Raw genomic sequence first — 26,934 nt, 5'->3', positions numbered from 1 at the left:
CGCGCCATCCTTGGACCCGAAGCCGAGTTTGCCTTCGACCATGCCATTCTCAAGCCCGCACTGCATGGCGCACAAACGCCGTGGCATCAGGACGAGGCATATCAGTCGGGCCCGGAGCAGGGGCGCCGGCAGATCGCGGTGTGGATGGCAACCTCGGCGGCAACGCTCGAGAACGGGTGCATGCGTTACGTGGCGGGCTCGCATCTGGGCGAAGTCCTGACACATCGCCCCTATCAAGGAGACGAGCGGGTTCATGGGCTCGAATGCATCGACGCATTCAATCCAGACGACGTGAACTACTGCCCTGTCGAGGCTGGCGGAATCGTGATTCATAGCGGACGCACGCTGCACGGCGCTGGTCCAAACCAGACGACTAGTGCACGTCTTGCCTACATCGTCGTCTTCGCTGCGCCCGGCGTTGTAGAGCATGTACCACGGGAATTCAGCTGGCTGCAGCGTCCTGCCGAGGCAGCTTCACAACGCCGTCGGCAATGGCTGATACGAGGGGGCGTGCTGATCGAGGTCGCTCGTAAAGTCCGGCGTTCACGTCAGCGAGCAACAAGCGGATTCGCACAGCAATTGCAGCAGGCGCTCATGCGTCGAATTCGCGGAAGACTGGGTGGCCGCGGCGCGTCGAAATCCAAGTAGTGCGCAAGATGTTTTCGAGGAGCGTCGCTCCCCGTAGAAAGGCGCTGGTGGCAGGGCGTTGGATCAACGCGGCAGAGCCCGCGGAACGCGACATTCGTCGCTTAATGCGATCACGAGCCGCAGTGGGTTGGGAGTGCCAGTTCATCGATTCAAATAGCGGGCGTCCAGTTGCTTGATGCCACCGGCGTGAGCAACGGGACACCTTGCTCGCGCCGGATCTAGCACGTTTCAATGTCGGCATTGGCCGAACAATGCGTATTAGGATCACCACCAAGCTTCGCAGTTCCTCCTGCCGACGTGGTTGCGATGACGAGCGATACGCACGTACGCCGCAAAAAAGAAAAATCGCTTTAAACAATACTATCCAACGCCTTCGCAAGCCTCGCTACCGCAGCTTCGACGTCATGCAGCTTGTCCAACCCAAACAATCCAATGCGGAAGGTCTTAAAATCCTCAGGCTCGTCGCATTGAAGCGGAACGCCAGCCGCAATCTGCAAACCCGCATCGGCAAACTTCTTACCCGATCGAATTCCATCATCGTCGGTGTAGCTGACGACAACGCCCGGTGCCTCAAACCCTTCAGCCGCCACGCTTCTAAACCCCTTATCCGCAAGAAGTGACCGAACACGCTTCCCAAGCTCAAGCTGCTCCGCTCTCACTTTATCGAAGCCGTATGCCTCGGTCTCCTTCATAACGTCACGCAACGTAGCGAGACCGTCCGTAGGCATCGTCGCGTGATACGCGAACCCACCGTTCTCGTAGGCTTCCATGATCTGCAGCCATTTGCGAAGATCACACGCGAAACTGGTACTCGTCGTCCCGTTGATTCTTTCGCGGGCAAGCTCGCTCAGCATGACCAGACCGCAGCACGGCGACGCGCTCCATCCCTTTTGCGGTGCGCTGATCAGGACGTCAACGTCGCTCGCCTTCATGTCGACCCAGACCGTACCGGAGGCAATGCAATCCAGTACGAACATGCCGTCGACGGCATGCGCAGCGTCGGCCACCGCGCGCAAATAAGCGTCCGGCAGCATGATCCCGGATGCGGTTTCGACATGCGGCGCAAAGACCAGATCCGGCTTGTGTTCCCTGATTGCGGCGACCACGTCTTCGATAGGTGGCGGTGCATAGGCAGCCTGTCTCCCTTCTTCGACCGGGCGCGCCTTCAGCACGATCGATTCAGACGGAATGCCGCCCATGTCGAAAATCTGCGTCCAGCGGAAACTGAACCAGCCATTCCGGATGACCAGGCACTTCCTGTTCGTTGCGAACTGCCGGGCGACGGCTTCCATGCCGAACGTCCCGCTGCCAGGTACAACAACGACCGACTTCGCGTTGTAGACCTTCTTCAGAGAATCGGAAATATCGCGCATCACTCCTTGAAAGAGCTGCGACATATGATTGATTGATCGGTCGGTGTAAACGACTGAGTATTCGAGGAGCCCCTCGCGGTCGACATCGGGAAGTAAGCCTGGCACGTTTGTCTCCGGTTATAGATGAATATTTGTACGTGAAACAGATTCTAGCGAAAGCTATGTGCGGCTGCGGCAAAAAGCATTTTGCATTGCTGCTGCCGGCCCGTGGCGCCGGTCGCTGCCAGGCCAGCGGGGCATCCGCCTGGCTTGATAGAACGAGCCACTCCGTCGGTTTGAACCATCGCCTCGCCCTCCGCAGACCCGCGTCCTACTTGGAACTATACTAGGACACTTGGAGGTCCCCATGCCCGACCACGACAAACCGCATCCACTCCGCCCGTTCCTGAAAAATTGGATTTGGGAGCATGGACGGATCGGCACTCGCTATCTTGACTACGCGGATGCCGAGATCAAGTTTGATGAAGGCAAGAAATCGCATTTCGCAGCCGAGAAATACACCTACGTACCCCTCGGCAAGGACGCTCAAGACGACGTATCCAAAGATGGTCCCGCGATCCAGGAAGCGGGACTCGCCCGCTTCCTGCGAGCCGCGCAATTGGGCTCGCCAGAGGAAGCCGGTTCTGTCGCGGAGGTTCAACGCGCCGTGCAGGACTGCGTCGAACTCGGCCTGTTCAGCGCCTATCAATCACAGGCTCGAGAAGCATTTGGCCGCTACGCGCAAGAACCGATGTTCGACGACGAGATTCGCGCAGCGGTTGTCGACGACATCAGGCGTATGTACGCTGGCATGCCAGAACAACTGGCGCTATACGATTTCAGCGTGCTTTACGGCTTGCCCACACCGCTGCTGATCAACGAGGCGCCGTTCATCGACTGGCGTGTGCGCGCCAGTCCGGCACTTCCGTTTGTATCGCTTCCGCTGGGACCTTACTGCCTGCTCGTAGGTGCGCCGTCTGGGAGGCAAAGCCGAATCGGATCGGTGGTCTGGAAAGCAGCTGCGGCGATGGGCCCGTTGAAGGACCACAACCGCCAGATCGCGGAGCACGCACGTCTTTGGCTGGTGGCGACCAATGATGACCAACTCGTCGCTGAAAAAAACCGCATTGCCGCGACGACGGGGGTTATTCCTCGACGCACGTAACTGTTGAACGTAGACGTTATCCGGAGGCACGCCATGCAGGACGAGACAATACGTGAGGCACTGAATGCGCACTGGCAAGCGTCGGCGGCCGGCGATCTCGACGCGGAACACGATATTTACGATGACGATGCCATCTGTGACTATCCGCAGTCAGGCGAGCGAATCCTCGGGCGAACGAATTTGCAGGCACTGCGGAGTCATCATCCAGGCAAGCCAGCAGGTTTCGATGTCAGGCGCATTCAAGGGGAAGGCAATCTATGGATAACGGAATACGCCATCAACTATAACGGGCGGCTGGCGTACACGGTCAGCATTATGGAGTTCTGTAACGGCAAGGTTATTCACGAGACGCAGTATTTTTCCGATCCATTTGAAGCGCCGAGTTGGCGGAGTCAATGGGTTCAGCAAATCGCGTGACTATGCGATGCATTGCCCCTCTTCCTTACGCCTCTTTCAACCAAGGCATTTCCACAGGCGACACCACCAACTGCCTACCATCGCGCTTCAGTTCGAAGATAAATCCCACCAGAATCATAGAATCGGCATAAGGGATCGGAAACACGTGCGGATTTTCCGCAGCGCGCAGCGGCCGAGCCGGCGTGTCCGCCGTCACCGCAGCATTCTCGCGGACGCTTTCCAGCTCGTCAGCCATGGCCTGACCACTGAGTTTCACGACACGGCTACGCAGGTCGCTGAAGGGTTCGATACGTGCCGCATCTTCGTTGTATTCGGGCACTTCATAGATGAACCAAGACATGTGCAGCTCCCAAGGAAAGGGCAGCCATTCTAACAGCGGCTTAATCGGTCGCGGATTCAACCGGTCGATGCAATAGCCAGATCGAATCGCGCAACCCCGCCTCAAGCCTACGCCTTCCGGCCCACTTTCTCCAACTCAAACGGCGTATCGCGCAACCGCTTCCCCGTTAGCCTGAACACCGCATTAGCAACCGCCGGCGCCACCGAAGGACTCGACAACTCCCCCACGCCACCCGGTTTCGACGTATCCCCCTGCACAATCAGAACGTCGACCTCGGGCATATCACTCATCCGCATGACCCGATAACTATCGAAGTTTTTCTGCTGAATCTGCCCATGCCGAATATCAATGCGATCCGCTGTCGCATGCCCGAGCCCCCACATCAATCCACCATAAAGCTGTTCCTCGACACCACCAGGCGAGACAGCCAACCCACAATCCGCGACACAGGTGAGCTTCTCGACCACAACGCCATCGCCCTTGCGAGCCACCCGCGCCACGACCGCCACATAACTGCTATACGCCTGATTCGTCGCCACACCCAAAGCAGTCCCGGCAGGCAACGCCTTCCCCCACCCAGCCCGTTTCGCCGCCTCACGCAAAACAGCCTGATGCCTCAGATCCTTCATATGCGCGAGCCGAAACTCGACCGGATCCTGATGCCCCGCATGCGCCGCCTCATCCATGAACGACTCGACCGCGAACACATTCGGGATATAACTCACCGCCCGATACCAGCCGGTCGGCACCCCCGTCTCATGCCGCACCCAACCAATATCCACATGTGGCGCCCCATAAGCGAACTCATACTTGCTGATCGCCTCCGTGGTGCTGTAATCCATCCGATCCGGCCGATCGAAGTACCCCGGCTCCCATTGTTCCGGCGAAGCAGGCATGACCGCGCGCAATTGCAGTGTCGCCAGATTGCCGCGCGCATCGAGCACGGCCCTCGCCCGGTGATAGCTCGCCGAGTGATAGTAAAGCGCGCGCATTTCGTCCTCGCGGCTGTTCATCAGCTTGACCGGCTGCCCAACCTTCAACGCAAGCCACGTCACTTCAAAAAGCCAGTACTTCGATTCACGCGACCCAAAGCTTCCGCCTGAAACCAGCTCATGCAGCACCACACGATCCGACGGAATACCGCCGATCACCTCGGCCGCCTCCTGCACCGTCGAAGGCACCTGCAGACCACCCCAATACTCGATCTGCCCATCCTTCGCCCACGCAGTGACGTTGATCGGTTCGAGCGGATTCTGCGCCTTATAAGGCATCGAATAAGCAGCTTCGATCACCCGCGCACCATGCGGCCACGCCGTCTTCACATCGCCGCTCTGAATGGTCGGCACCACCCTTGCCGCGGGATCGTCGAGCCACGCCGCCTGACACGCGGCAAGCGTGCTGCTATCGAAAGTTTCAAGCGGACTATCTTCCCACTCCACATGCAACGCCGCCTGCCCCTTATGCGCCGACCAGTAGTCATCAGCCAATACGGCCACGCCCGCCTGATTACCGCCGAGAATGTCCGGCCTCCCAGGAATCTGCACGACCTGCCGCACACCGGGCACGGCCAACGCGGCTTTGGCATCCACGCTGCGCACGCGCGCATCGATCACCGGCGCACGCGTGACGACCGCGACCAGCATGCCCGGCAACGACACGTCGATGCTGTATCGAAACGCGCCTCTCGCCTTCTCCGCCGCGCCGCGTTTCTTCTGCAATTTGCCGATGTATCTGAACTGCGACGGGTCTTTCAACGCGACGTCCTTAGGCGCGGGCAATCGCGCGGCGACCTGCGCCAGCGAGCCATAGTTCGCACGCTTGCCGCCAGCCTTGTCGATCACGAAGCCGTTTTCCGTCGAACACGCCGACGGCGCCACATTCCATTGCTTCGCCGCGGCAGCGATCAGCATCGCCCGCGCTGTCGCGCCTGCACGTCGCAAGCGGTCGTATTCCAGCGAGACGCTCGTACTCCCGCCCGTCGAAAACACCTTCCACAACGGATGAATGTAATCGCCGTAAAACGGATTCTCCGGCGTAATCACATCCACGCGAAACGGATCGACGTCCAGCTCTTCCGCAACCAGCGCAGCGAGCGCGGTACGTGTCCCCGTGCCCGAGTCGTGTTTATGGACGACGAGCTTGATCGTATCGTTCGGCAGTACGCGCACCCACGCATTCGGTTCGAATTCGCCGGCTTGCGGTTTGGGGTCGCAGCTTGGGCTATTACCGTTGGCGAACGCTTCAGGCAACTGGAAGCCGATCGCAAGCCCCGAGGCCAACAGCGCCGAACTCTGCTTGATGAAGCGACGGCGCGCGGCGCCGCGAGCGCTGGTCAGCGCGTCTTTGTCGTTGCGCATTCAAGCCTCCTCGTTCGTAGCATGAAGCGAGCAGGCGGACGCGCAAGCAGGCATCTCTACCGCCGCCAGCGCCGTATCACCCGAAGCCGCCCGCTTGATCGCCTTGCGAATCCGCGAGTACGTGCCGCATCGACAGATGTTGCCCGACATCGCCGCCGTGATGGTTTCGTCGTTGACGGTCGGCTTGCCCTTGAGAAACGAGGCCGCCTGCATCAATTGACCGGACTGGCAGTAGCCGCATTGCGGTACATCCTCGGCGACCCACGCGAGTTGCAGCGGATGCCGGCCGTCCTTCGACAATCCTTCGATCGTCGTGATGCGTTTGCCGGCCACCGCGGCAATCGGCAACAAACACGAGCGGACCGCCTCGCCTTCCAGATGCACCGTACACGCACCGCAAAAGCCGCCGCCGCAGCCGAATTTGGTGCCGGTCAATTTGAGCCGGTCGCGCAACACCCACAACAGGGGCATGTCTTCCGGTACATTGTCGAGCGAGTGCCGCGTGTCGTTGATCACGATCTCGATCATGCGCTGTCTCCTGAATGTTGTTGTGCAGCGCGGCGCATGCATGAACGAGAGCGTGAAAGACCGCGTGCTTGCGGCCATTATTGAAAGCCGTAAAGCACAACGCCAGCGACGATTTCTTCCATCACCCGTAAGTCCGGCTAACACCATGTTGAAGCGCTATCCGTCCATCCAGTCGATGCAGGCCTTCCTGCTGGCCGCGCGCCTCGGCAGCTTTTCGAGCGCGGCGCGGCAGTTGTCGCTCACGCACAGCGCGATCAGCCAGCAGATCCGCACGCTCGAAGAATTCGTCGGCCAGCCGCTCTTCGTGCGCGAAAGCGGCCGCGTGGTGTTGACGGATGCCGGCGTGCTGTTCGCCAATCAGTTGGCCGATGGCTTCGAGCAGATCGATCGCGCGTTGTCGTCGGTGAAAGAGCGCCCAGTCAAGCAGTCGATCACGCTCGACGTCGATCCCGAACTCGCGCAAAGCTGGCTGGTGGCGCGCTTGGCGGCTTTGCTCGGCGCGTTGAGCGGCACATCCCTCACGGTGTTGTCCACGCCGCGTCACGACCGCAGCGCGTTCGAGCGTGTGGATATTGCGTTGCGGTACGGATATGGCGAATGGGACGGCTTCGAAAACACGCTGATCTGCGGCGACCGTCTAACGGCCGTGGGCTCGCCATCGCTGCTGGAGGAACGCGGGCTTACCGTGCCGCTCACGCCGGAGCAACTCCTGGAATTGCCATTGCTCGGCTATACGAAGCGTTCGTGGATTCCCTGGCTCGCCGCCGCGGGTCTACCCGAAGTAGAGCCCGATGCGGTAGCGGTTTTCGACAATGCCGCCGGCTTGATCGCCGCCGCGAGTGCCGGCGTGGGCGCGGGATTGGCGCGTGGCCTGCTCGCCGCCGACGCGCAACGCAACGGCAATCTGATCGAACTAACGCAGGTGGAAATTCCCACGCACTACAACCTCTACGCGGTATGGCCGCGCGAGAAAGCCGAGCGCGTGGCGCCGCTGATCGACGTGATACGCGACCTGGTAGCAAAAACGGTCAGCACACGCTAGCCGCCACTTCCCGCACAGTATCGAGAAAGAGCGACAGCACCGGCGAAGGCGTCTCCGCGCGATAACGCGCGTATAGCGACACTTCCGGACGCGGCGCCGCCACCGGCACAAACGCGACACCACCCGTCGACAATTGTCGCGCGGAAGAAGGCAGCAAGGCCACACCCAGCCCTTCCCGCACGAGGCACAACAGCGTATGCACCTCGACCACTTCCTGATCGATTCGCGGTGTAAACCCCGCCTCGACGCAACAGTCCTGTAGAAACCGCGCCAATTGCGACTGCCGCAGCCCGAACGACACGAAGCGCTCGCTCTCCAACTCGCGCAACGCAATCTCTTCACGCGATGCCAGCGCATGCCCCAACGGCAACGCTATCACCGCAGATTCGCGCATCACCACTTCGCTGCGAATCTCCGGATCCTCATGCGAGACGCGGAAGAAACACACATCGAGCCGGCGCTCCTTCAACGCGAGAATCTGCGCGGCCGGCGTCATCTCATGCAGCGTCCACCGCACTTGCGGATGCTTCTGCGCGAATACCCGTAGCGCGCGCGGAATCGGCTCGACCATCGCCGAGCTGATGATGCCGATCTCGAGACTCCCCACTTCGCCGCGCCCCGCGCAGCGCGTCAGATCGATCGCGCGTTCGAACTGCGCGAAGATCAACGGCACCTGTTCTTTAAGTGTTTTCCCTGCCTCGGTGAGTTCGACACGGTGCTGCGAGCGCGTGAACAACGCGGTGCCCATCTCCTCTTCGAGGATGCGAATCTGCTGGCTCAGCGGCGGCTGGGAAATGTGCAGCCGCGCGGCTGCCCGGCCGAAATGCAGTTCGTCGGCAAGCACCGCGAAGTAACGCAACAGCCGGATGTCCATATCGCAAACGTATCAAGATCGTGGTTAAAAAATATTGTACAGAGCGTTTTTATCTTGTGAGACTGCATCGCAAGCAGCAGTGCACATCAGTGTGACACTCGATGCCGGCGAGGGGAAGGCGCACAAACACTGCGTCTTGCAAAGGGCCGCATGGGCAAGCCCAACGGGCTGAGTTCCATCGATGCGCCTGCCCGCGATCCGGCAACTGGATACACCAGTTCCTCTCAAGGAGATCGAGTACATGATCATCGACACTAGCTGTTACCCGACCAACCTGGTCGACCTCGCGTGGCGCCATGACGGCGAGCCATTTTCCGGCGAGCGTCTGATCGAAGTGATGGACGGCCCCTACATCATCAACGGTAAGCCTCGCCGCATCGACAAGGCGTTCATTCAGCCGCCGCAAGGCAACACCATCTATACGTGGACCGACGGCGAACGCTCGGGCCGCGAGTCGATCGACGACTACATGGCGTACACCGTGGAATGCGTTCAGAAGTACCCGGACCGTCTGCTCGGCTGCTTCGTCTACAACCCCCGTTGCGGTCCGGAGAACGGCGCCGAAGCGATCGAGTTCTATGCGAAGGAACACGGCTTCAAGATGGTGCAGTTGCAGGCCAACATGCATGCGTATCGCCCCGACCGCGCGCTCGACTGGCTGCGCCCCGCGTTGCGTAAATGCGCGGACCTCGGCCTGCTCGTGAAGCTGCACACCGGCGACGGCCCGTACAGCATTCCGAGTGAGTGGTATCCGCTGATTCGCGAATTCCCGTCGGTGAATTTCATCATGGCGCACTTCGGTGTGCAGACGGGCGGCGTGTATTGCTTCGAGCCGTATCAGATGGCGCTCGATACACCGAACGTGTATTGCGAATCGAGCTGGTGCCTGCAATCGCGCATCGTCGAATTCGCGAAGGTGCTGCCCACGCACAAGATTCTCTACGGTTCCGACACGCCGCCGAACGAGCCGGGCATGTGGCTGCGTTTGCTCGAAGTGTTGTGCCACGAACCGCCGCAAGGCCTGAATCTCGACGAAGACACACTCGAGGATTATCTCGGCAACAACCTCGCCCGCATGATCGGCCTCGAGCCGAGCGCGCCGCCGAGGAGCGTCGAAGAAGCGCAAGCCTATCTGAAACACCATGCCGGCACCGCGAAGAAACACGCGGGCGAGGCCCACTACGCAGGAGCCCGCTGATGATCATCGATACCCATCTGCACCCCACGAACCTCGTCGACGAAGCCTGGCGCCACACCGGTGAGCCGTTCACCGGCGAACGCCTGCTGAAGATGATGGACGGTCCGTACATCATCAACGGCAAGCCGCGCCGGATCGACATGGGCTTCATTCAGCCGCCGCCCGGCAACACCGGCTATCGCGACGGCAATCGACGCGGCCGCGAAGGCATTCGCGACTACATGTCATATATCGCCGAGTTGACGCAGAAGTACCCGGATCGTTTTATCGGCAACTTTACGTACAACCCGCGCTGGGGCCCGGAAAACGGCGCGGCCGAGCTCGAATTCCACGTGAAGGAATACGGCTTCAAGATGCTCAAGCTGCACGCGAACATGCACGGCTACCGGCCGGATCGCGCGCTCGACTGGTTGCGTCCCGCGATGAAGAAGTGCGCGGAGCTCGGCGTGGTCGTGCTGATTCACACCGGCGACGGACCGTACACGATCCCCACGCAGTTCTATCCGATCATCCGCGAATTCCCGATGGTGAATTTCATCATCGGTCACTTCGGGATTCAGACGGGCGGCAACTATTCGTTCGAAGCCTTCTGGATGGCGATGGACACGCCGAACGTGTACTGCGAATCGGGCTGGTGCTATCAGTCGCGCATCGTCGAATTCGCTCGCGAGCTGCCGCGCAACAAGATCGTGTTCGGCACGGATTCGCCGCCGAACGAGCCGGGCATGTGGTTGCGCGAACTCGAAATGCTGTGCGGTCCCGCGCCGCAAGGCATGAATCTCGATGAGGACGGCCTCGAAGACTACATGGGCAACAACATCGCCCGTCTGGTCGGAATCGAGCCAACCAAGCCGCCGAAGGATCTCGCCGAAGCGGAAAAGCGTTTGAAGGCGACGTACGTGAATGATGTGACGCAGCCGGCTTAACGCTGACTGCCCGATGGTTTGAAAGCAGGCGCGGTTAGCGCCGCGCCTGCTTCTTTCGTCTCACGCGTTTCGACTCAACCAGCGGTCCGCTTTCGACGGAGTTCACTATGGCGGATAACCTCTTCCGCGCTACACAGGATTTTCATCGCTTTGCGCTTGCGTATCGCGAGCACTATTCCGACGATGTATTGACGCTGACTCAGCCGCTGTCCGCGGACCAGGATGTCACGGCGGTCGTCGCGGAACTCGCCGCGCGCGGGCAGCATCCCATGCTGATCTGCGAGAAGGTCGACGGCATCGCGACACCTCTCGTCACCAACTTTTTCGCTTCACGCACACGCATTGGACGCCTGTTCGATGTCGATGCGTCCGGCCTCTTCGAAGCGTATCAACGACGCGCCAATGCACCCATCGCGCCCGTGTACGTGGCGAACGGTCCCGTGCTGGACCAGGTGATAGAAGGCGACGCCGTCGATCTCGCGCAGTTGCCGATGATCCGCCACTTCGATACCGACCGCGGCCCGTATATCACCAATGCGGTGATCGTCGCCGAAGATCCGGTCACGGGCGTCGCGAACCTCAGCTATCACCGCTCCATGCAGCACGCGAAGGACGCGTTGGCCACCAGCCTGCATTCGCGCGGCCATCTCTGGCGCATGCTGCAAACCGCCCAGGCACGCGGCGACACGTTGAAAGTCGCGATGGTGATCGGCGCGCATCCGCTCTTCATGCTGGCCGCAGCCGCACGCGTACCGTTCGGCACAGACGAGCGCTCAATTGCAGGCGGTCTATTCGGTGCTCCGTTGGAACTGGTGCGCACGCCGCGCTACGGCATCGGCGTGCCCGCTTCCGCGGAGTTCGTGCTGGAAGGCACGATCGATCCTTCCGCGCACGCCGAAGAAGGCCCGTTCGGCGAGTTCACCGGTTATTCATCGGACCGCTCGACCAACAACGTGCTACGCGTCGACACGATGATGCGCCGTCACGATGCGTGGCTCGTCGATGTGGTCGGCGGTCCCTACGCGGAACATTTGACGTTAGCCCGTTTGCCGCGCGAAGCGGAAATGAGCGAGAAGCTGAAGGCGCGTTTCCCGTCGGTCACCGCCTTGCACTATCCCAACTCCGGCACGCATTTTCACTGCTATGTCGCGCTGAATCAGACGCGAGACGGCGAAGCGCGCCAAATCATGCTTGCGCTCCTCGGCTGGGACCCGTATCTGAAGAACGTCGTGGCGGTGGACAGCGACATCGACATCACCAACGACTCGCAGGTCTTGTGGGCGATCGCCACGCACTTTCAGCCGCACGAGGACGTGTTTATCGTCGACGGCTTGCCAGGCAGTCCGCTCGATCCTTCGTCGTCCGCGGCGGGCACCACGTCGCGTATGGGGATCGACGCGACACGCGGCGCGCATTTCGACGGCATCCGCGCACGGATCAGCGAACGTGCCTCGCAACAGGCCGTGGACATTCTGACCCGCGCCGCCGGAGCACAGCGATGAGCGCGCGGCGACTCGTAGTCGGCATCAGCGGCGCATCCGGCTTTGCGTATGGCGTGCGCCTGCTGCAACTGCTGCGTCAACTCGATATCGAAACGCATCTGACCGTCTCGCGCAGCGCGCTGCTCACGATGACGCACGAGACCGACTACAAGTTCGCCGAAGTCAGCGCGCTTGCGAGCGCCACCTACCGTTGCGACGACATGGCCGCGGCCATTTCCAGCGGCTCATTCCGCTCGCTGGGCATGATCGTCGCGCCCTGTTCGATGAAGACGCTTGCTGAAATTGCCAGCGGCATGTCGTCGAGCCTGATTTCACGCGCCGCCGATGTCACGTTGAAAGAGCGCCGCCCTCTGGTGCTGCTGGCGCGCGAAACACCGTACACGTTGGCGCATCTGCGCAACATGATTGCCGTAACCGAAATGGGCGCGATCGTCGCGCCACCCGTGCCGGCGTTTTACGCGCGCCCGGCTTCACTCGACCAGATGATCGATCACACGCTAGGCCGCGTGCTCGATCTGTTCGGTCTCGAAGCGGGCACCGTCAAACGCTGGCGAGAAGTGGACATACCCGCACCGCAAATCGCCTGATAGCCGAACCGCAGTACGAACGAAGAAACGGAGACGAGCCATGAATCACATTCACACCACCCACAATGAAATCGAGAAAATCCCCGTCACGGTGCTGACCGGGTTTCTTGGCGCCGGCAAAACGACGCTGCTCAACTACATCCTGCGTGAGAAGCACGGCCGCAAGATCGCGGTGATCGAAAACGAGTTCGGCGAGATCGGCATCGACGGTGGCCTTGTGCTCGAATCGACCGAAGAGATTTACGAAATGACCAACGGCTGCGTCTGCTGCGTCGGCGCAGTGCGCGAGGATCTGGTGCGGATCGTGCGCATGCTGGTGGAAAGGCCGGACCGGCTCGATCACATCATTGTGGAGACGAGCGGTCTCGCCGATCCGTATCCGGTGGCGCAGACTTTCTTTCTCGACGATCCGATTGCGACGCAGGTCACGCTCGACGCCGTCGTCACGATGGTGGACGCGAAGCATATCGCGGCGCATCTGGACGATCTGGTGCTGGACGGTAGCGACAACCAGGCGGTCGATCAGATTGTGTGTGCGGACCGCATCGTCATCAACAAAGTCGATCTGGTCGGGCCGGACGATATCGCGTCGCTCACGCAGCGTATTCGCGGGCTCAATGCCACGGCAGAGATCGTGGAATCGAGCTATGCGCGGATCGACCTCGACAGGATTCTCGGCGTGGGCGCGAACGAGTTCTCGCAGATTCTCGTCGAAACCGATGGCTTGCACGAGGGAGAACACGCGCACGGCCACGAAGAACATCAAGCCCATCACGACCACGAACATGAGCACGATCACGCTCATTTCGAAGACGATCACGCCGACCATCAACACGACGAAAGCGTGTCCTCCGTCGGGATCGAAGTCGACGCGGATATCGACCTCCACGCACTACAAGCGTGGCTCGCGGAACTGCGCGACTCGGACGCGGCGAACCTGTTCCGCATGAAGGGCATTCTCGCCGTGCAAGGCCAGTCGCATCGCTATGTGTTGCAGGGCGTGCACAACGTCATCGAATTGCGCGCGGCGCAAGTGTGGGGTAGTGAACCGCGCTCGTGCCGCATTGTTTTCATCGGACGCGATCTCGATCGCGCCGCGCTGACCGACCGCTTCCATGCCTGTCTTGCCGTGCCGGTTGCGGCCTGACGGGAGACCCGGTCGGCGCGCGAAGTGATGCCGTACGGCGAGGCCCGTGCGGCGCGTTCCGATCGAAAACAAAATGCAAGTACCTTGCATGCGACCGGAGTAAGCGCTGAAGCGTTAATGCCGGTCGACATAGGAGACACGTCATGAACACCGCCATACACCCCGTCGATCGGATTCTGCCGAAGCGCCAGATGATCACGCTCGGTTTGCAGCACATGCTAGTGGCTTACATCGGCGCGATTGCTGTTCCGCTGATCGTCGCGTCGGCACTGAAGATGTCGCCGGCCGACACTACCGTGCTCATCAGCACGGCGCTGTTTTGCTCGGGCATTTCGACGATCCTGCAGACCGTCGGCTTCTGGAAGTTCGGTGTGCGCCTGCCGATTCTGCAAGGCGTCGCATTCAGCAGCGTCGGGCCGGTGATCGCGATCGGCACGAGTCCGGGCGTCGGCTTCGCCGGCGTATGTGGCGCGGTGATTGGCGCGGGTCTCTTCACGATGTTCGCCGCGCCGCTGGTCGGGCGCTTACGAAGGTTCTTTCCACCCGTCGTGACCGGCTGCATCGTAACCGTGATCGGCTTGCAACTGTTTCCCGTCGCGTATCAGTGGGCCGGTGGCGGCGAGGCCGCGCAACAGCAGTTCGGCGCCCTGCCCTTCCTGAGCGTCACGCTATTCGTCGCGTTGGTCATTCTCGCGATCAACCGATTTGCCAATGCGTTCCTGCGCAACCTGTCGGTACTCATCGGCCTGGTGGCGGGCGGCATTCTGGCGTGTTCGCTCGGCATGGGCAATTTCGCGAGCGTGGCACAAGCGCCGTGGTTCACCTTGCCGCTGCCGTTTCACTTCGGCACGCCCGTGTTTTCGCTGGTGCCGGTGCTGACGATGATCGTCGTCATGGTCGTACAGATGGTCGAATCCATGGGCCTTTTTGTCGCGATCGGCGACATCGTCGACAAGGACGTGAGCGAGGAAGACGTGGTACGCGGCATGCGCGCCAACGGACTCGCCAGCGCGATTGCCGGCATGTTCGCGGCGTTCCCGTTCATCGCTTTCATGGAGAACGTCGGGCTCGTGATTCTGACCGGCGTGCGCAGCCGCTGGGTGGTGGCGATCAGCGGCGTGCTGATGTGCGTGGTGGCGCTGGTGCCGAAGATCGGCGCGGTAGTGGCCTCGACGCCTTCGGCGGCGCTCGGCGGCGCAGGCATCGCGATGTTCGGCGTCGTGGTCGCGGCCGGTGTGCAGACGCTGGCGAAGGTGGACTTCGAGCGCAATCGCTACAACGTGCTGATCGTCGGCTTTACGATCGCCACCGCGTTGATTCCAGTGATGGCGCCGCAAGTCTTCAAGCATATGCCCGATTGGACGCAGCCGTTCCTGCATAGCGGTGTGGTGCTGGCGTGCCTGGTTTCCGTGGTGCTGAACGCGGTGCTCAACGGCGCGCATGAAGAAGACCTCGTGCCGGCACACAACATGGTCCGCGAATAACGGACGCGGCATGACGAGCGCGGCCGGTACGCCTGTATGGATCGCCGGCCGCTTCGCAGTAACTGAAAGGACATTGAATCGTGAGCATGCAAATTGAAGCGTTGCTGATCAAGAACCCTGTTGCGGTGATGAGCGGAATGAGCGGCGAGCGCGCGCGGCTCGGTCAGGTCGATCTGCGCATTCGCAACGGCCGTATTGAAACCATCGCCCCGAACCTCGAACCGCGCGCCGACGAGCGCGTGATCGACGCGCGGTCTTGCGTCGTCTATCCGGGCTGGGTGAATACGCACCACCATCTGTTCCAGAATCTGCTGAAGGCCGTGCCGTCCGGTATCAATGCGGACTTGCAGGACTGGCTGGCCGCCGTGCCCTATCCGCGGCTTGCGCGGTTTACGCCGGATCTGGCGCGTGTGGCGGCGCGTCTGGGTCTCGCCGAACTGCTGCTTTCCGGCGTGACGACTTGCGCGGATCATCACTATCTCTATCACGCCGACGGCAGCACTGAAACCGGTGATCTGCTATTCGACGAAGCGGCTTCGTTCGGCATGCGCTTCGTGTTGTGCCGCGGCGGCGCCTTGCAGGCGGCCGGCGATCATCCGGGCTTTTCGAAAGTCGCGCTCAAGCCCGAGACGCTCGATCAGATGCTGGCCGACATCGAACGTTTGAAGGCGCGCTATCACGATAGCGGCGCAGCCTCGATGCGTCGCGTGGTCGTCGCGCCCACCACGCCGACGTTCTCCCTGCCGCCCGAACTCCTGCCCGAAGTCGCGCGCGCGGCTCGGCGGATGGGTCTGCGGATGCATACGCATCTGTCCGAGACGACCCGTTATGTCGATTTCTGCAAGGAGCGTTTCAACCAGCTGCCGGTCGAGTTCGTCGCCGATCACGAGTGGCTTGGACCGGACGTCTGGTTCGCGCACCTCGTGCATCTGCAAGCCAGCGAAATCGCCATGCTCGCCGAAACGGGCAGCGGTTGCTCGCATTGCCCGGTCAGTAATGCGCGCTTGGGCAGCGGCATCGCGCCGGCGCCGCAAATGGCGGCCGCGGGCGTGCCCATGTCGCTCGCAGTGGATGGCGTGGCGTCGAACGAATCCGGCAGCATGACCAACGAAGCGCATTTCGCGTGGCTCGTGCATCGTGCGGCGCAGGGCGCGTCGGCGACCACCGTCGAAGAGACGATCCATTGGGGCAGCGCGGGCGGGGCCGGCGTGCTCGGTCTCGATGCGGTCGGCACGCTCGAAGTGGGCAAGGCGGCGGACTTCGTGCTGTACGACATTAGCGATCTGCGTTTCAACGGCTTTCACGATGTCGCGGTGGCGCCGGTGACGGCGGGCGAACCGGCGCGCGTTCGCTATAACGTGGTGAACGGCCGCGTGGTGGTGGATAACGGCGTGATTCCGGGTCTCGATCTCGACGAACTTCGTTACGAAGCCGCCGAGGGCGTGAAACTGTTGCTCGCTGACTAAAGGACAGGGGACGCTTCAGGATGCAAAGCAAACGAATCCGGCTCGGCATGCTCACGCCATCGTCGAACACGGCGCTAGAGCCGATCACGGCTGCGATGCTGAGCGAACTGCCGCGCGTCAGCGCGCACTTCGCCCGCTTCACGGTGACGGAGATCGCGTTATCCGAGACGGCGCTCGATCAATTCGACGCGAGCCGGATTCTGGCCGCCGCGCGTCAACTCGCCGATGCGCGGGTGGACGTGATCGGCTGGAGCGGCACGTCGGCGGGTTGGCTGGGGTTCCAGCGCGATCAGGCGCTATGCAGACAGATCACCGAGGCGACCGGCATTCCCGCGACCACCTCGGTGCTGGCGCTCAACGAAATCTTCGAAAAGACCGGGGTAAGGCGGTTCGGTCTGGTGTCGCCTTATACCGATGACGTTCAGCAGCGGATCGTGCGTAACTACGAGACGCTCGGTATTGAATGCGTGGCGGAGCGGCATTTGGGGCTACAGGATAATTTCAGCTTTGCCGAAGTGCCCGACACACAACTCGCGATCATGATGCGCGAGGCCGCGTTCGCGAGACCAGACGCGGTGACGACCTTCTGCACGAATCTGCATGCAGCGCATCTGGTGCGCGCGTTCGAGATGGCGACGGATATTCCCGCGTACGACACGGTGGCGACAGTGGTGTGGAAGGCGTTGAGATTGGTGGATGTGGATACGAAGCCGTTGATGAGTTGGGGGCGGTTGTTTGGCGAACTGCGATAGCTTTGCGTTCGAGCGTCGCGCCAGATTGAAAGGCTGAAGGGCCTCATTCAATGCGCCCTTCAGCCACCGCTGCGTCAGATCACTAGAGGCACCGCAGGCGGCAACGCGGCCAACCGCAAATGCTCGACGCCGTCGGCCAATGCAACCGTCGACTGCTGTCCATCCCGCATGCGAATGCTGATCGTCCCGTCACGCTCATCACGCGAGCCCACCACGACCAGAATCGGCACCTGCTTTTCCCGTGCATCGACGATCTTTTTCTCCAACCGCTCAGGCCGGCTGTCCTGCACCGCTCTGACACCGGCAGCGTCGAGCGCACGCGTCACCTCTTGCGCGTAAGCCAGATTCGCGTCGCTGATCGTCGCCACCACGACCTGTTCGGGAGCGAGCCACACCGGCAACCATCCCTCATGATGTTCGAGCAGCATCGCGATGAACCGCTCCATGCTGCCGAGCACGGCATGATGGATCATCACCGGCCGCTCACGCTCATTGCGCTCGTTGACGAACTCGGCATCGAGCCGCTCGGGCAACACGAAGTCGAGCTGAATCGTGCCGCACTGCCAACTCCGCGCGCGGCTGTCCGTCAGATGAAACTCGAGTTTCGGTCCGTAAAAAGCGCCCTGTCCTTCGAGCCCATCAAACTCCAGCCCGGCCGCGCGCGCCGCATTCGCCAACGCCTCTTCCGCCCGATCCCACGTTTCATCGCTGCCCGCACGCATCGCCGGGCGCGTCGCGAGCGCGACCTTGAACTCGGGAAAACCGAGGTCCGCATAGACCGCGCGCAATAGCGAACAGAAGCGGCCGACTTCCGCCTCGATATGTGCTTCCATGCAGAACACGTGCGCATCGTCCTGCACGAAGGCTCGCGTACGTTTGAGTCCTTCGAGCGAGCCGGAAGGCTCATCGCGGTGACACGCGCCGAACTCGCTATAACGCACCGGCAACTCGCGATACGAACGCACGCGCTGGTTGAACACCTGCACATGACAGGGACAGCTCATCGGCTTCAGCGACAGCGCGCGGCCTTCTTCGGCGTCGGCCAACGAATACATCGCCGCGCCGAACTTCTCCCAATGCCCGCTTTTTTCCCACAGCGAGCGCGCCAGCAATTGCGGCGTGCGAATCTCCCGAAAACCCGCGCGACGCATGCGGACACGCACATAATCTTCGAGCACGCGATACAGTTCCCAGCCTCGCGGGTGCCAGAACACCATGCCGGCGCCTTCTTCCTGTTGATGGAAGAGGTCGAGTTTATTGCCCAATACACGGTGGTCGATGTCGTTCACAGTCTTGCTCCGTTTGATCGCTTAGCGCTGGTGGATGCCGCAAACGGAGGTCCAGAAACGCCAAAGGCCCCGTCCGTTTCCGGCGGGGCCTTTGGTGGTTTGCCACTGCTTCTGCTCCTAGCGCGTGCAACCTCCAGACGACCCGCCTGTGAAGGTGGTCGTCGTGGTGGTGACGGCAGCGAAGGGAATCGAGTGGAAGTCCATGGCTCGACAGTAAACGATTCGGCGACGCTACGTCAATCGCATTCTCGACGCGCTCTGGTCAGAACAGCACGTTAAACGCTACGATGTATGTCTGATCCGAAACCGGCGCGCGCTTCGCAACACGCCGGTCTGCAACTCAACTGATCCATCGAGCCTCCAACCTTGACCATCCATATCCGTCCCGCTCACGCAACCGACGCCGCGTTGATTCTTCGCTTCATCACTGAACTCGCGGTGTACGAAAAGGCCGAGCATGAAGTCGTCGCAAGCGTCCACGACATCGAAGCGAGCCTGTTTTCCGCCGAGTCCAGCGCGAAGGCGTTGATCTGCGAAATGAACGGTGAGCCAATTGGCTTCTGCGTTTACTTTTTCTCGTATTCGACCTGGCTCGGCAAGCAAGGGCTTTATCTGGAAGACCTGTATGTGTCGCCGGCATCGCGCGGCAGCGGCGCGGGCAAACAGATGCTGCGTCACCTCGCAAACATTGCCTGCGACACCGGCTGCGGCCGCTTCGAATGGAGCGTGCTCGACTGGAACGAACCGGCGATCGGCTTCTACGAATCGATCGGCGCGAGCGCGCAAAGCGAATGGGTCCGGTATCGCCTGGCGGGAGATGCGCTCAAGAAATTTGCCGAGGGTGACGTTTGAGCGGTGTGTCTATATGCGCAACCCCCGACGTCACTGCGCCGCGCCATTCGCCACCGCGTCCACCTCGAACGCATCGCCCGTGGCAAAGAACGTTCCGCCGGCCACGTAGTGACAGGTGCGCAGATCGGGATCGTCGCCGAAGTGCCAGCGGTTATTCGAGTACACGCGGCTATCCGCATACGCCGCGACAACCTCGCCAATGATCAGGTCGTGGCGCTGGCTATCGTCCGGAATGACCTTGCACTCCATCCACGTGATGCAACCTGCGAGCATCGGCACGTCGATTTCTTGCGCGGGGAATGTCTCAAGATCGAAAGCTGAGAACTTGTCGAGTTCAGTGCCGGCGTTCGAGCCCACCGCCAGCGTTTGTGCCGCAAAGCCAACACTCGGCAACTGCAGACCGAACACGCCGCTTGCCTCGATCAGTTGCCGCGTGAGCGTGCGGCTATCCACGACCACGACCACCTTCGGCGGATTGAAGTCGAGCGGCATCGCCCAGGAGGCCGCCATGACATTCGAGCGGCCGCCGTGCGCGCTGGTGATGATCGTGACCGGACCGTGATTGAGTAATTGCGTGGCCCGCGACAACGCCACAGGTTCTCGGGTGACTTTCATACATAGGTTCCGCGTCGAATGAATGAGAGCGATTGTAGCGTCGGGGCTCGATGCGTGCTGCGCGTGCCATTGCGGGTCGATTCGGGTGAGAATGAAACACCATCAAACCGTTGGAGAAACCGTGCTCGCCGTCTGCCCGTATCCCGCTGACAGCAACATCGTTATATTCGACGAAGCAGTTCGCGCGGCCGCGCGAGGAAGGTGACGTTCGATGTTCACCGAGTACATCGTCAAATGGGACTTGAAGCAGGACGGCGAGCCGATTCGCACGCACAGCAGCCGGCTTCTCCCCGTGCGCCACCACGGCGTACCGGCAATGCTGAAAGTCGCCCAGGAGCCGGAAGAGAAATTCGGCGCGCGGTTAATGGTGTGGTGGGACGGCGAAGGCGCGGCACGCGTACTCGCCCACGATGCGGACGCACTACTGCTCGAGCGCGCGCAAAGCAGCCACGCGCTGGCGGACATGGCGCGCACCGGCAACAGCGACGCGGACGACCGCGCGATCGACATTCTCTGCACGACCGCCGCGCGGCTTCACAGGCCGCGGAACAAGCCGCTGCCCGATCTGATCGGTTTGCCACGCTGGTTCGAAAGCCTGTGGCCTGCTGCGCAAAACCACGGCAGCTGGTTGCAGGACAGCGCGGCCGTCGCCCGAGCGCTGCTCGCGGCTCCGCAAAATCCGGTGGTGTTGCATGGCGACATCCATCACGGGAACGTGCTCGATTTCGGCCCACGCGGCTGGCTGGCTATAGACCCCAAAGGTCTCTACGGCGAGCGCGGTTTCGACTACGCGAACATTTTCTGCAATCCGGACGAAGCGTCGGCGTTGCGACCAGGATGGTTCGAGCGTCGCGTCGAACGGGTCGCGCGACTGGCGGGCCTCGAGCGGCGCCGCTTGCTGGAATGGGTACTGGCGTGGTCCGGCTTGTCCGCAGCGTGGATTCTCGAAACGGGCGAGACACCGGAAATCGATATGAAGATCGGCAAACTGGCTGCCGAAGCGCTCGAACGCGCGTAAGGCGAATCAGGGCGGCAACTCACGAGCCGCCGCCCGGCGTCAGTCAGTGGGGCGCTTTGCCGTTGGGCACGGCGTCCAGTGGTTTGTGCTGTTCTTCACCGAGTCCGGGGAAGAACGCGTTCCATGCGGCGCGCACGCCTTGGGCCGCGGTGGCCTCGGCGGCGATCGACTCGGCTTCGCCATCGGCGGCTTTCGATGGATCAGCGGATAGCCCGCGCCAATGCGTAAACACGAGCAGCGGTTTCTCGGTCCATACGCCGTCGCCGTACTTCGCGAAAGCCGTGTCCCCGCTCGTCAATTGCACCTCGTACCAGCCTTCACGGACGGGCGTGTGGGCCGCAAGCTCAAACCACGCGGTCGGTTCGATTTCCTTCATGTCGTCTCCGGTCGGATAAATCGTCATAGATAACCACAGCAAAGGCATTCTTCATGCCCGGGCCGTGAAGGCAATCCGCCTTGCAGGCATTGCCTGTCACACGATGTTGCAGTGCGGCGCGCGCGGCATGATTTGCGGGCGATCGGTCAATGTCATTCCGATCGAAATCGCCTCGCATAATCGACACGATAGCGCGACATGGCCCACGTGGACAAACTCAAAACGTTACACGCGAAGCTTCGCGCTCGAGGCCTCGCTGGACCGGCGCTTCGGCTTGCCGTCCATCTTGGCCGCCAGCCCGGCCAGCACGCCGACGGCGGGCGCCAGTTGCTCCGCGGGCGTGCTGCCATAGCCGATCACCAACCCGTTCGTCTCAGCGCGCGGCTGGAGCGCGAACCCCGATAGCGCGCGCGGATTGAGCCCTTTCGCAAGCGCTTGTTCACTGAGAGTTTGATCGCTTAGGCGCGCCGGCAAGCGCAGCGTCAAATGCATGCCGCAATTGCCGCCCAGGATTTGCGACGGCGCGAAATGCGCGGTGAGCGCGTCGCGCAACGCCTGCTGTCGCTCGCGATAGAGACGCCGCATGCGCCCCAGGTGCCGCCCGAACTCGCCGCTCTCAATGAAATGTGCGAGCGCCAGTTGCTCCAGCCGGTGCCCGCCGCGCAACATCTCCTGCAACGCGACTGCCGTGTGTGCGGCGATCGGGCGCGGCAGCACCACGAAGCCGATGCGCAGCGCGGGAAACATCGTCTTGCTGAACGAGCCCACGTACAAAACCGGCGCGTCGTCGACCAGACCTTGCATGCTGGCGATCGGCTCGCCGGTGTGGCGGAATTCACCGTCGTAATCGTCTTCGATCAGCCACGCGCCGCTTTGCCGCGCCTGAGCGATCAGTTCCAGGCGGCGCGCCACCGAGAGCACCGAACCCGTCGGATACTGGTGCGCCGGCGACGTGTAGATCAGCTTGGGCGGCCGGGTGCGCCATGCGTCGGCGGGTGCCGCCATGCCTTCCGAGTCGACCGGGATCGGCACCGTGGTCAGGTCGCCCTGATTGAAGGCCGCCTTCGCGCCGCGATAACCGGGATCCTCGACCCACGCGACATCGCCCGGATTGGTGAAGAGCCGCACGCACAGGTTCAGCGCCTCCTGCGCACCCTCGGTGATCACGACCTGCGAGCCGTCGCAACGCACCCCACGCGCCATGCGCAGGTGCGCGGCGATGGCGTCGCGCAACGCCGGCTCGCCAGCCGGCGTGCCGTAGCCGAGCGCAAGCGGCAACGCGCGCTCCACGGACCGTTCGAGCGCGCGCCGCCACGCGGTCACCGGAAACCGGTCCAGTGCGGGCGTGCCCGGCGTCAGCGGCAAGGTGTTGTCCGTGTGGGTGAGCGTGGCCGCGAACTGCCCGACGCGCGCCGCGTAGGCCACCTCCGGCGCGGCAGGGTGTGTGCGCGGCTCGCCGCGCGCAGAGGGGCTGGAGAGCGGGCTCACGCGTGTGCCTCGCTTGTCGGCGACCACGTAACCGACCGCGGCCAGATGCTCGTACGCGATCACAACGGTGTTGCGCGACACCCCCATTTCCTCCGCGAGCAGACGCGACGCCGGCAGCAGCGATCCCGCCGGCAAGCGCCCCGCGAGAATCGCCTGCTGCAAGCGCTCGATCAGCTGTTTTTGGAGCGGTTCCGGCTTCGCTCCGCTGCCACCACTCGCGGAAGCAAGCGGCCCAATGATTTCGATCATCGCTGCTGGACCTATCAAATGAGTTTCTCATGGATCTTTTTAACATACCACGTTTGCCGTATCGTTCTTCATCAACGACGATCATTCGTAACCGAACAGGAGAAGATCCATGGAACCCAGACGCAATGCGTTCGAGCAGCCGATCGGCACCCCCGTGCCGGGCTGGAACGGCGCTCAGGCGCCCGGCCGCGAGCCGCTGGTGGGCCGCTATTGCCGGATCGAGCCGGTGGACGTGGAGCGCCACGCCGAGGACTTGTACGAGGCGTACCGCTCGGCCACCGACGGCAGCGACTGGACCTACCTGACGGTGGGTCCGTTCGAGAGTCTTGCGGCTTATCGCGAGCATCTGACGCGCGCCGCCGCATCGGCCGATCCGCTGCACCGTACGGTGATCGATCTGGCGACCGGCAAGGCGGTCGGCACGCTGGCGCTCATGCGGATCGACCGCGCCAACGGCGTGATCGAAGTCGGCCACGTCACGTATTCGCCGCGTCTGAAGCGCACGCGCATCGCCACCGAGGCGATGTTCCTGCTGATGTCGCAGGTGTTCGACAAGCTGGGCTACCGGCGCTTCGAATGGAAGTGCGATTCGCTGAACGGTCCGTCGCGCACGGCGGCATTGCGCTATGGTTTTACGTTCGAGGGCATCTTCCGCCAGGCGATCGTGTATCGCGAACGCAATCGCGATACCGCGTGGTTTTCAGTTATCGACAGCGAATGGCCCGCGCTGCGCTCCGCCTATGCGCGCTGGCTCGACGCCGGCAACTTCGACGCGCAAGGCCAGCAGGTTGAACGGCTCGCGGATCTGATCGCAAAGCAGCGGGCGGCGGCGGGCAACGACCCGCAATGAAGCGCGTGTCGCGCCGGCCGGCACGCGGCTAGCGCGACACACCCGGCGGCGACGCGCGTCGCGCGCCGGTTCAGACTTCGTATGAGCCGCGACGCAGCACGATGGTCGGTTTGCCTTTGTACGTGGTGCGAAGTTGCTCGCGATAGCCGCACTTGTGAGCAACGCGCAGCGACGGCAGATTCTCTGGCGCGACGATGCAGGCCGTTTCGCCGCCGGGCCACTGCTGATCGGCCCACTCCAGAGCGGCAAGCACGGCTTCCGTTGCGTAGCCGTGGCCGTGTACGGCCGGATCCAACGCCCAGCCGACTTCAGGCGTGCCGATCAATGACGGCTCGATCTCACGATGGTAGTCGGCAAAGCCGACTTCGCCGAGAAACCGGCCGCTCTGCTTGTCCCGCACGACCCAATAGCCGTAGCCGAGCATCGCCCAGTGTCCGGCGTAGCGCAGCAGACGCGCCCAGACCTCTTCGCGCGTGAACGGTTTGCCGCCGATGTAGCGAATCACTTCGGGATCGGACCACATCGCAAAGCTATCGAGAAAATCGTCGCGCGTGTGCGGGCGTAGGGATAGGCGGGAGGTAGTGAGAAGCGTGGGACGGGTAGACATTGCGTAAGAGCGGATCGTGGTTGAAGTGGCTCGGCAGGCAGTGCGCTCGATCATCGCAGATTTTTTCCGCGCGAGGGGCGTGGCCAAAATCCGGACCGAGCGCGCCGCAAGCTATGGCAGGAGAAGAGACTTCGCCATACACTCCCCGATACGTCCGCGCACACGAGTCGACGCGATAAGCACATCGACAACAGCATGCGCTGCATCGCCCCGCTCACCACCGGTCTGTCGATGAAACATCGCCTGCGCTACCTCACCGCGCTGATCGTGAACGTCGCCTTGCCCTGGCTCGCCTACCGGCTCGCCCTCCCGCACTGGGGCCACCTCGGCGCGCTAGCCGCCTCGGCATTGCCGCTGCTCGCGTGGATGAGCCTCGACCTGCTGCGCTATCGCCATTTCGACGCGCTCAGCGCGATCGTGCTGGTCGGCATCGTGCTTTCCATACTGGCCACGGGCGCGGGCCTCGCCAGCAACGCCCGGCAGCGCGCGATCGAAGAACCCATGGTGTCCGGCATGATTGGCGTGTCATTCCTGATATCGCTCGCGCTGCCGCGGCCGTTGGTGTTTTATCTCGGCCGCTCGACCATGTCGCGCGAGGATCATCGCAGCGTCGAGAGCTTCGAGCGGCATTGGCGCGAGCGTCCCACGCTCGTCGCCTATATCCGCTTGATGACGCTCGTGTGGGGCATCGGCATGACGGGCGAGAATCTCCTGCGCAGTCTGATCGTCTGGCAATGGGCAGACGACCCGCGCTCGGCCATCGCCTCCAACGTGCTGAGGTACGGCGTCTACGCCGGCTTGACGGCCTGGACTTTCTGGTGCCGCCGGCTCATCAAACGCGATGCGCTGCGCTATCCGGACGACGCCGTGGACCAGGCAACCCGCTCGCGAGTCGATAAGCGCCGCGTTCACGCCAGTTCGAGAAAGCGCGCCAGACACGGATTGCGATTGGCCGGCGACCACGCCAACACCTGTTCGATCAGCGGCGCATCGACCAGCGGCCGGAACACCACACCCGCGAGTTGCGCCTTGCGCATCGACGCCGGCACCAGCGCCACGCCCACCCCTTCGTCGACGAGGCTCAGCACTGTTTGCTGCAACTGCACTTCGAAGCGTATGTCGGGTTCGAAGCCGCCAGAGCGGCAATGCTCGACGATCGTCGCGCGCAAAGTGGGCGCCACGTCCTCGGACGCGAGCACGAACGGCTCGCCCGCCAGTTGCGCGATCTTCAGACGCCGCGCGCGCGATCGTGGATGACTGCGCGACAGCGCAACGCACAAAGGCTCGCTGAGAATCGTGCGTGTGGCGAGCCCCTTGTCCGGGATAGTCGGGAACATGATGGCCGCGTCGATATGGCCGGCGAGCACCTGCTCGGCGAGGTCGTTCGAGACGACTTCACGGAGGTGCAGCGCGACCTCGGGAAATGCCGCGCCAAAAGCCCGCGCATAGCCGGGCACGACGTTATAGGCCGCGCACATCGTGAAGCCGATAGCGAGCTTGCCCGCATCGCCCTGCGCGGCAGCTTGTGCGTTGCTGACGGCTTGCTCCACGGCGGCGAGGATCGCCTTCGCGTCGGCGTAAAAACGCTCGCCCGCGGCGGTCAAGGTGACGCTGCGCGGACTGCGCTCCACCAGCGTGACGCCGAGGCTCGCCTCCAGCGCCGCCAGTTGCCGGCTCAACGGCGGCTGCGACAGGTTCAGACGCGCCGCCGCCCGGCCAAAATGGCGCGTTTCGGCAAGCGTCACGAAGTAGCGCAGCGGCTTGATATCGATCACGATGCTCTCGCGCGAAATGACAATGCAAAA

Annotated in this window: 26 protein-coding genes and 1 pseudogene; 16 read left to right on the top strand and 11 right to left on the bottom strand. The window is 62.3% G+C overall.

All coding sequences use genetic code 11. The annotated features are described in order from the left end of the window. A partial coding sequence (locus P0D70_RS20990) for a phytanoyl-CoA dioxygenase family protein (RefSeq protein ID WP_408185902.1) occupies window positions 1-648 on the top strand: 648 nt, incomplete at its 5' end. A 350-nt stretch (window positions 649-998) separates the two neighbouring features. Here P0D70_RS20990 and P0D70_RS20985 read toward each other — a convergent pair. Further along, window positions 999-2,126, bottom strand: a complete 1,128-nt coding sequence (locus P0D70_RS20985; RefSeq protein ID WP_408185901.1) for an aminotransferase class V-fold PLP-dependent enzyme — start codon at window positions 2,124-2,126, stop codon at window positions 999-1,001. Window positions 2,127-2,367: 241 nt separating this feature from the next. Here P0D70_RS20985 and P0D70_RS20980 point away from each other — a divergent pair, with 241 nt between their 5' ends. Together P0D70_RS20980 and P0D70_RS20975 are read left to right on the top strand one after the other, a co-directional pair. Next, window positions 2,368-3,165, top strand: coding sequence for a hypothetical protein (locus P0D70_RS20980; RefSeq protein ID WP_408185900.1), 798 nt, complete (start codon window positions 2,368-2,370; stop codon window positions 3,163-3,165). A 33-nt stretch (window positions 3,166-3,198) separates the two neighbouring features. Next, window positions 3,199-3,582, top strand: a complete 384-nt coding sequence (locus tag P0D70_RS20975) for a nuclear transport factor 2-like protein (RefSeq protein WP_091805700.1) — start codon at window positions 3,199-3,201, stop codon at window positions 3,580-3,582. Between the two features lie 25 nt (window positions 3,583-3,607). On the opposite strand, the gene P0D70_RS20970 is transcribed toward P0D70_RS20975, so the two are convergent. From P0D70_RS20970 to P0D70_RS20960, 3 genes are all read right to left on the bottom strand, one after another. Continuing rightward, on the bottom strand, window positions 3,608-3,922 hold the full coding sequence (locus P0D70_RS20970; protein ID WP_408185899.1) for a helicase: 315 nt from the start codon (window positions 3,920-3,922) through the stop codon (window positions 3,608-3,610). A gap of 107 nt (window positions 3,923-4,029) precedes the next feature. Continuing rightward, entirely contained in the window at window positions 4,030-6,279 is a 2,250-nt protein-coding gene (locus tag P0D70_RS20965) for a xanthine dehydrogenase family protein molybdopterin-binding subunit (protein WP_408185898.1), read from the bottom strand. Then, the gene (locus P0D70_RS20960) at window positions 6,280-6,807 is read right to left on the bottom strand and encodes a (2Fe-2S)-binding protein (RefSeq protein WP_408185897.1); all 528 of its coding nucleotides are present in this window, start codon (window positions 6,805-6,807) and stop codon (window positions 6,280-6,282) included. A 145-nt stretch (window positions 6,808-6,952) separates the two neighbouring features. On the opposite strand from P0D70_RS20960, the gene P0D70_RS20955 reads away from it, so the two are divergent. Continuing rightward, window positions 6,953-7,849 carry a LysR substrate-binding domain-containing protein gene (locus P0D70_RS20955; protein WP_408185896.1) on the top strand — a complete coding sequence of 299 codons (897 nt, stop codon included), beginning with the start codon at window positions 6,953-6,955 and terminating at the stop codon, window positions 7,847-7,849. Here P0D70_RS20955 and P0D70_RS20950 read toward each other — a convergent pair. Beyond that, window positions 7,836-8,723 carry a LysR substrate-binding domain-containing protein gene (locus P0D70_RS20950; RefSeq protein ID WP_408185895.1) on the bottom strand — a complete coding sequence of 296 codons (888 nt, stop codon included), beginning with the start codon at window positions 8,721-8,723 and terminating at the stop codon, window positions 7,836-7,838. The two genes, P0D70_RS20955 and P0D70_RS20950, sit on opposite strands and share 14 nt — an antisense overlap. A gap of 241 nt (window positions 8,724-8,964) precedes the next feature. Here P0D70_RS20950 and P0D70_RS20945 point away from each other — a divergent pair, with 241 nt between their 5' ends. The 8 genes from P0D70_RS20945 to P0D70_RS20910 all read left to right on the top strand — a co-directional run bounded on the left by P0D70_RS20945 (window position 8,965) and on the right by P0D70_RS20910 (window position 17,785). Then, window positions 8,965-9,921, top strand: coding sequence for an amidohydrolase family protein (locus tag P0D70_RS20945; protein WP_408185894.1), 957 nt, complete (start codon window positions 8,965-8,967; stop codon window positions 9,919-9,921). Continuing rightward, window positions 9,921-10,847, top strand: coding sequence for an amidohydrolase family protein (locus tag P0D70_RS20940; RefSeq protein WP_012428924.1), 927 nt, complete (start codon window positions 9,921-9,923; stop codon window positions 10,845-10,847). The genes P0D70_RS20945 and P0D70_RS20940 overlap by 1 nt, the downstream gene beginning before the upstream one ends. 107 nt (window positions 10,848-10,954) lie before the next feature. Further along, window positions 10,955-12,349, top strand: coding sequence for a UbiD family decarboxylase (locus P0D70_RS20935; protein WP_408185893.1), 1,395 nt, complete (start codon window positions 10,955-10,957; stop codon window positions 12,347-12,349). Beyond that, window positions 12,346-12,936 (top strand): UbiX family flavin prenyltransferase, encoded by a 591-nt coding sequence (locus tag P0D70_RS20930; protein WP_408185892.1) that lies wholly within the window; start codon window positions 12,346-12,348, stop codon window positions 12,934-12,936. Before P0D70_RS20935 ends, P0D70_RS20930 begins: the two co-directional genes overlap by 4 nt. 40 nt (window positions 12,937-12,976) lie before the next feature. After that, a complete protein-coding gene (locus P0D70_RS20925; protein ID WP_408185891.1) occupies window positions 12,977-14,083 on the top strand; it encodes a CobW family GTP-binding protein in 1,107 nt (368 codons plus the stop codon). A 143-nt stretch (window positions 14,084-14,226) separates the two neighbouring features. Beyond that, complete coding sequence (locus P0D70_RS20920; RefSeq protein WP_091805664.1) at window positions 14,227-15,567, top strand: nucleobase:cation symporter-2 family protein; 1,341 nt, start codon at window positions 14,227-14,229, stop codon at window positions 15,565-15,567. A gap of 86 nt (window positions 15,568-15,653) precedes the next feature. Then, window positions 15,654-17,033: an isoxanthopterin deaminase gene (locus P0D70_RS20915; RefSeq protein ID WP_408185905.1), complete on the top strand. Its 1,380-nt coding sequence runs from the start codon at window positions 15,654-15,656 to the stop codon at window positions 17,031-17,033. 20 nt (window positions 17,034-17,053) lie between these two features. Beyond that, a complete protein-coding gene (locus P0D70_RS20910; protein WP_408185890.1) occupies window positions 17,054-17,785 on the top strand; it encodes a maleate cis-trans isomerase family protein in 732 nt (243 codons plus the stop codon). Window positions 17,786-17,859: 74 nt separating this feature from the next. Here P0D70_RS20910 and thrS read toward each other — a convergent pair whose 3' ends face one another. Further along, a complete protein-coding gene (gene thrS, locus P0D70_RS20905; protein WP_408185889.1) occupies window positions 17,860-19,074 on the bottom strand; it encodes a threonine--tRNA ligase in 1,215 nt (404 codons plus the stop codon). A gap of 366 nt (window positions 19,075-19,440) precedes the next feature. Here thrS and P0D70_RS20900 point away from each other — a divergent pair, with 366 nt between their 5' ends. Beyond that, window positions 19,441-19,926, top strand: a complete 486-nt coding sequence (locus P0D70_RS20900; protein WP_408185888.1) for a GNAT family N-acetyltransferase — start codon at window positions 19,441-19,443, stop codon at window positions 19,924-19,926. 30 nt (window positions 19,927-19,956) lie between these two features. On the opposite strand, the gene P0D70_RS20895 is transcribed toward P0D70_RS20900, so the two are convergent. Beyond that, complete coding sequence (locus tag P0D70_RS20895) at window positions 19,957-20,541, bottom strand: flavin reductase family protein (protein WP_091805650.1); 585 nt, start codon at window positions 20,539-20,541, stop codon at window positions 19,957-19,959. Window positions 20,542-20,752: 211 nt separating this feature from the next. Here P0D70_RS20895 and P0D70_RS20890 point away from each other — a divergent pair, with 211 nt between their 5' ends. After that, the gene (locus tag P0D70_RS20890) at window positions 20,753-21,559 is read left to right on the top strand and encodes an aminoglycoside phosphotransferase family protein (RefSeq protein ID WP_408185887.1); all 807 of its coding nucleotides are present in this window, start codon (window positions 20,753-20,755) and stop codon (window positions 21,557-21,559) included. Between the two features lie 43 nt (window positions 21,560-21,602). Here P0D70_RS20890 and P0D70_RS20885 read toward each other — a convergent pair whose 3' ends face one another. Further along, on the bottom strand, window positions 21,603-21,935 hold the full coding sequence (locus P0D70_RS20885; RefSeq protein WP_091809052.1) for a hypothetical protein: 333 nt from the start codon (window positions 21,933-21,935) through the stop codon (window positions 21,603-21,605). Window positions 21,936-22,160: 225 nt separating this feature from the next. After that, the gene (pdxR, locus tag P0D70_RS20880) at window positions 22,161-23,672 is read right to left on the bottom strand and encodes a MocR-like pyridoxine biosynthesis transcription factor PdxR (protein ID WP_408185886.1); all 1,512 of its coding nucleotides are present in this window, start codon (window positions 23,670-23,672) and stop codon (window positions 22,161-22,163) included. A gap of 109 nt (window positions 23,673-23,781) precedes the next feature. On the opposite strand from pdxR, the gene P0D70_RS20875 reads away from it, so the two are divergent. Next, window positions 23,782-24,522, top strand: coding sequence for a GNAT family N-acetyltransferase (locus P0D70_RS20875; RefSeq protein ID WP_408185885.1), 741 nt, complete (start codon window positions 23,782-23,784; stop codon window positions 24,520-24,522). Between the two features lie 70 nt (window positions 24,523-24,592). On the opposite strand, the gene P0D70_RS20870 is transcribed toward P0D70_RS20875, so the two are convergent. Further along, window positions 24,593-25,129 carry a GNAT family N-acetyltransferase gene (locus P0D70_RS20870; RefSeq protein ID WP_408185884.1) on the bottom strand — a complete coding sequence of 179 codons (537 nt, stop codon included), beginning with the start codon at window positions 25,127-25,129 and terminating at the stop codon, window positions 24,593-24,595. Between the two features lie 231 nt (window positions 25,130-25,360). Between P0D70_RS20870 and P0D70_RS20865 the strand changes: the two are divergent. Beyond that, window positions 25,361-25,978 (top strand): annotated as a pseudogene (locus P0D70_RS20865) (VC0807 family protein); the annotation flags it as partial. Between the two features lie 59 nt (window positions 25,979-26,037). Here P0D70_RS20865 and P0D70_RS20860 read toward each other — a convergent pair. Next, entirely contained in the window at window positions 26,038-26,904 is an 867-nt protein-coding gene (locus tag P0D70_RS20860; RefSeq protein WP_091805636.1) for a LysR family transcriptional regulator, read from the bottom strand. Between the last annotated feature and the right edge of the window lie 30 nt (window positions 26,905-26,934).

The sequence above is a fragment of the Paraburkholderia sp. RL17-381-BIF-C genome, assembly GCF_046026435.1.
Classification (GTDB): domain Bacteria; phylum Pseudomonadota; class Gammaproteobacteria; order Burkholderiales; family Burkholderiaceae; genus Paraburkholderia.
Note: the sequence above shows the minus strand (reverse complement) of the source record. Positions and strands in the feature narration are given on the sequence as shown.

What these genes read in the sequence shown, in the direction of transcription:
- P0D70_RS20980 (WP_408185900.1), top strand. Translation starts at nt 2,368, where the DNA reads ATGCCCGACCACGACAAACCGCATCCACTCCGCCCGTTCCTGAAAAAT.
- P0D70_RS20975 (WP_091805700.1), top strand. Translation starts at nt 3,199, where the DNA reads ATGCAGGACGAGACAATACGTGAGGCACTGAATGCGCACTGGCAAGCG.
- P0D70_RS20970 (WP_408185899.1), bottom strand. Translation starts at nt 3,922, where the DNA reads ATGTCTTGGTTCATCTATGAAGTGCCCGAATACAACGAAGATGCGGCA.
- P0D70_RS20965 (WP_408185898.1), bottom strand. Translation starts at nt 6,279, where the DNA reads ATGCGCAACGACAAAGACGCGCTGACCAGCGCTCGCGGCGCCGCGCGC.
- P0D70_RS20960 (WP_408185897.1), bottom strand. Translation starts at nt 6,807, where the DNA reads ATGATCGAGATCGTGATCAACGACACGCGGCACTCGCTCGACAATGTA.
- P0D70_RS20955 (WP_408185896.1), top strand. Translation starts at nt 6,953, where the DNA reads ATGTTGAAGCGCTATCCGTCCATCCAGTCGATGCAGGCCTTCCTGCTG.
- P0D70_RS20950 (WP_408185895.1), bottom strand. Translation starts at nt 8,723, where the DNA reads ATGGACATCCGGCTGTTGCGTTACTTCGCGGTGCTTGCCGACGAACTG.
- P0D70_RS20945 (WP_408185894.1), top strand. Translation starts at nt 8,965, where the DNA reads ATGATCATCGACACTAGCTGTTACCCGACCAACCTGGTCGACCTCGCG.
- P0D70_RS20940 (WP_012428924.1), top strand. Translation starts at nt 9,921, where the DNA reads ATGATCATCGATACCCATCTGCACCCCACGAACCTCGTCGACGAAGCC.
- P0D70_RS20935 (WP_408185893.1), top strand. Translation starts at nt 10,955, where the DNA reads ATGGCGGATAACCTCTTCCGCGCTACACAGGATTTTCATCGCTTTGCG.
- P0D70_RS20930 (WP_408185892.1), top strand. Translation starts at nt 12,346, where the DNA reads ATGAGCGCGCGGCGACTCGTAGTCGGCATCAGCGGCGCATCCGGCTTT.
- P0D70_RS20925 (WP_408185891.1), top strand. Translation starts at nt 12,977, where the DNA reads ATGAATCACATTCACACCACCCACAATGAAATCGAGAAAATCCCCGTC.
- P0D70_RS20920 (WP_091805664.1), top strand. Translation starts at nt 14,227, where the DNA reads ATGAACACCGCCATACACCCCGTCGATCGGATTCTGCCGAAGCGCCAG.
- P0D70_RS20915 (WP_408185905.1), top strand. Translation starts at nt 15,654, where the DNA reads ATGCAAATTGAAGCGTTGCTGATCAAGAACCCTGTTGCGGTGATGAGC.
- P0D70_RS20910 (WP_408185890.1), top strand. Translation starts at nt 17,054, where the DNA reads ATGCAAAGCAAACGAATCCGGCTCGGCATGCTCACGCCATCGTCGAAC.
- P0D70_RS20895 (WP_091805650.1), bottom strand. Translation starts at nt 20,541, where the DNA reads ATGAAAGTCACCCGAGAACCTGTGGCGTTGTCGCGGGCCACGCAATTA.
- P0D70_RS20890 (WP_408185887.1), top strand. Translation starts at nt 20,753, where the DNA reads ATGTTCACCGAGTACATCGTCAAATGGGACTTGAAGCAGGACGGCGAG.
- P0D70_RS20885 (WP_091809052.1), bottom strand. Translation starts at nt 21,935, where the DNA reads ATGAAGGAAATCGAACCGACCGCGTGGTTTGAGCTTGCGGCCCACACG.
- pdxR (WP_408185886.1), bottom strand. Translation starts at nt 23,672, where the DNA reads ATGATCGAAATCATTGGGCCGCTTGCTTCCGCGAGTGGTGGCAGCGGA.
- P0D70_RS20875 (WP_408185885.1), top strand. Translation starts at nt 23,782, where the DNA reads ATGGAACCCAGACGCAATGCGTTCGAGCAGCCGATCGGCACCCCCGTG.
- P0D70_RS20870 (WP_408185884.1), bottom strand. Translation starts at nt 25,129, where the DNA reads ATGTCTACCCGTCCCACGCTTCTCACTACCTCCCGCCTATCCCTACGC.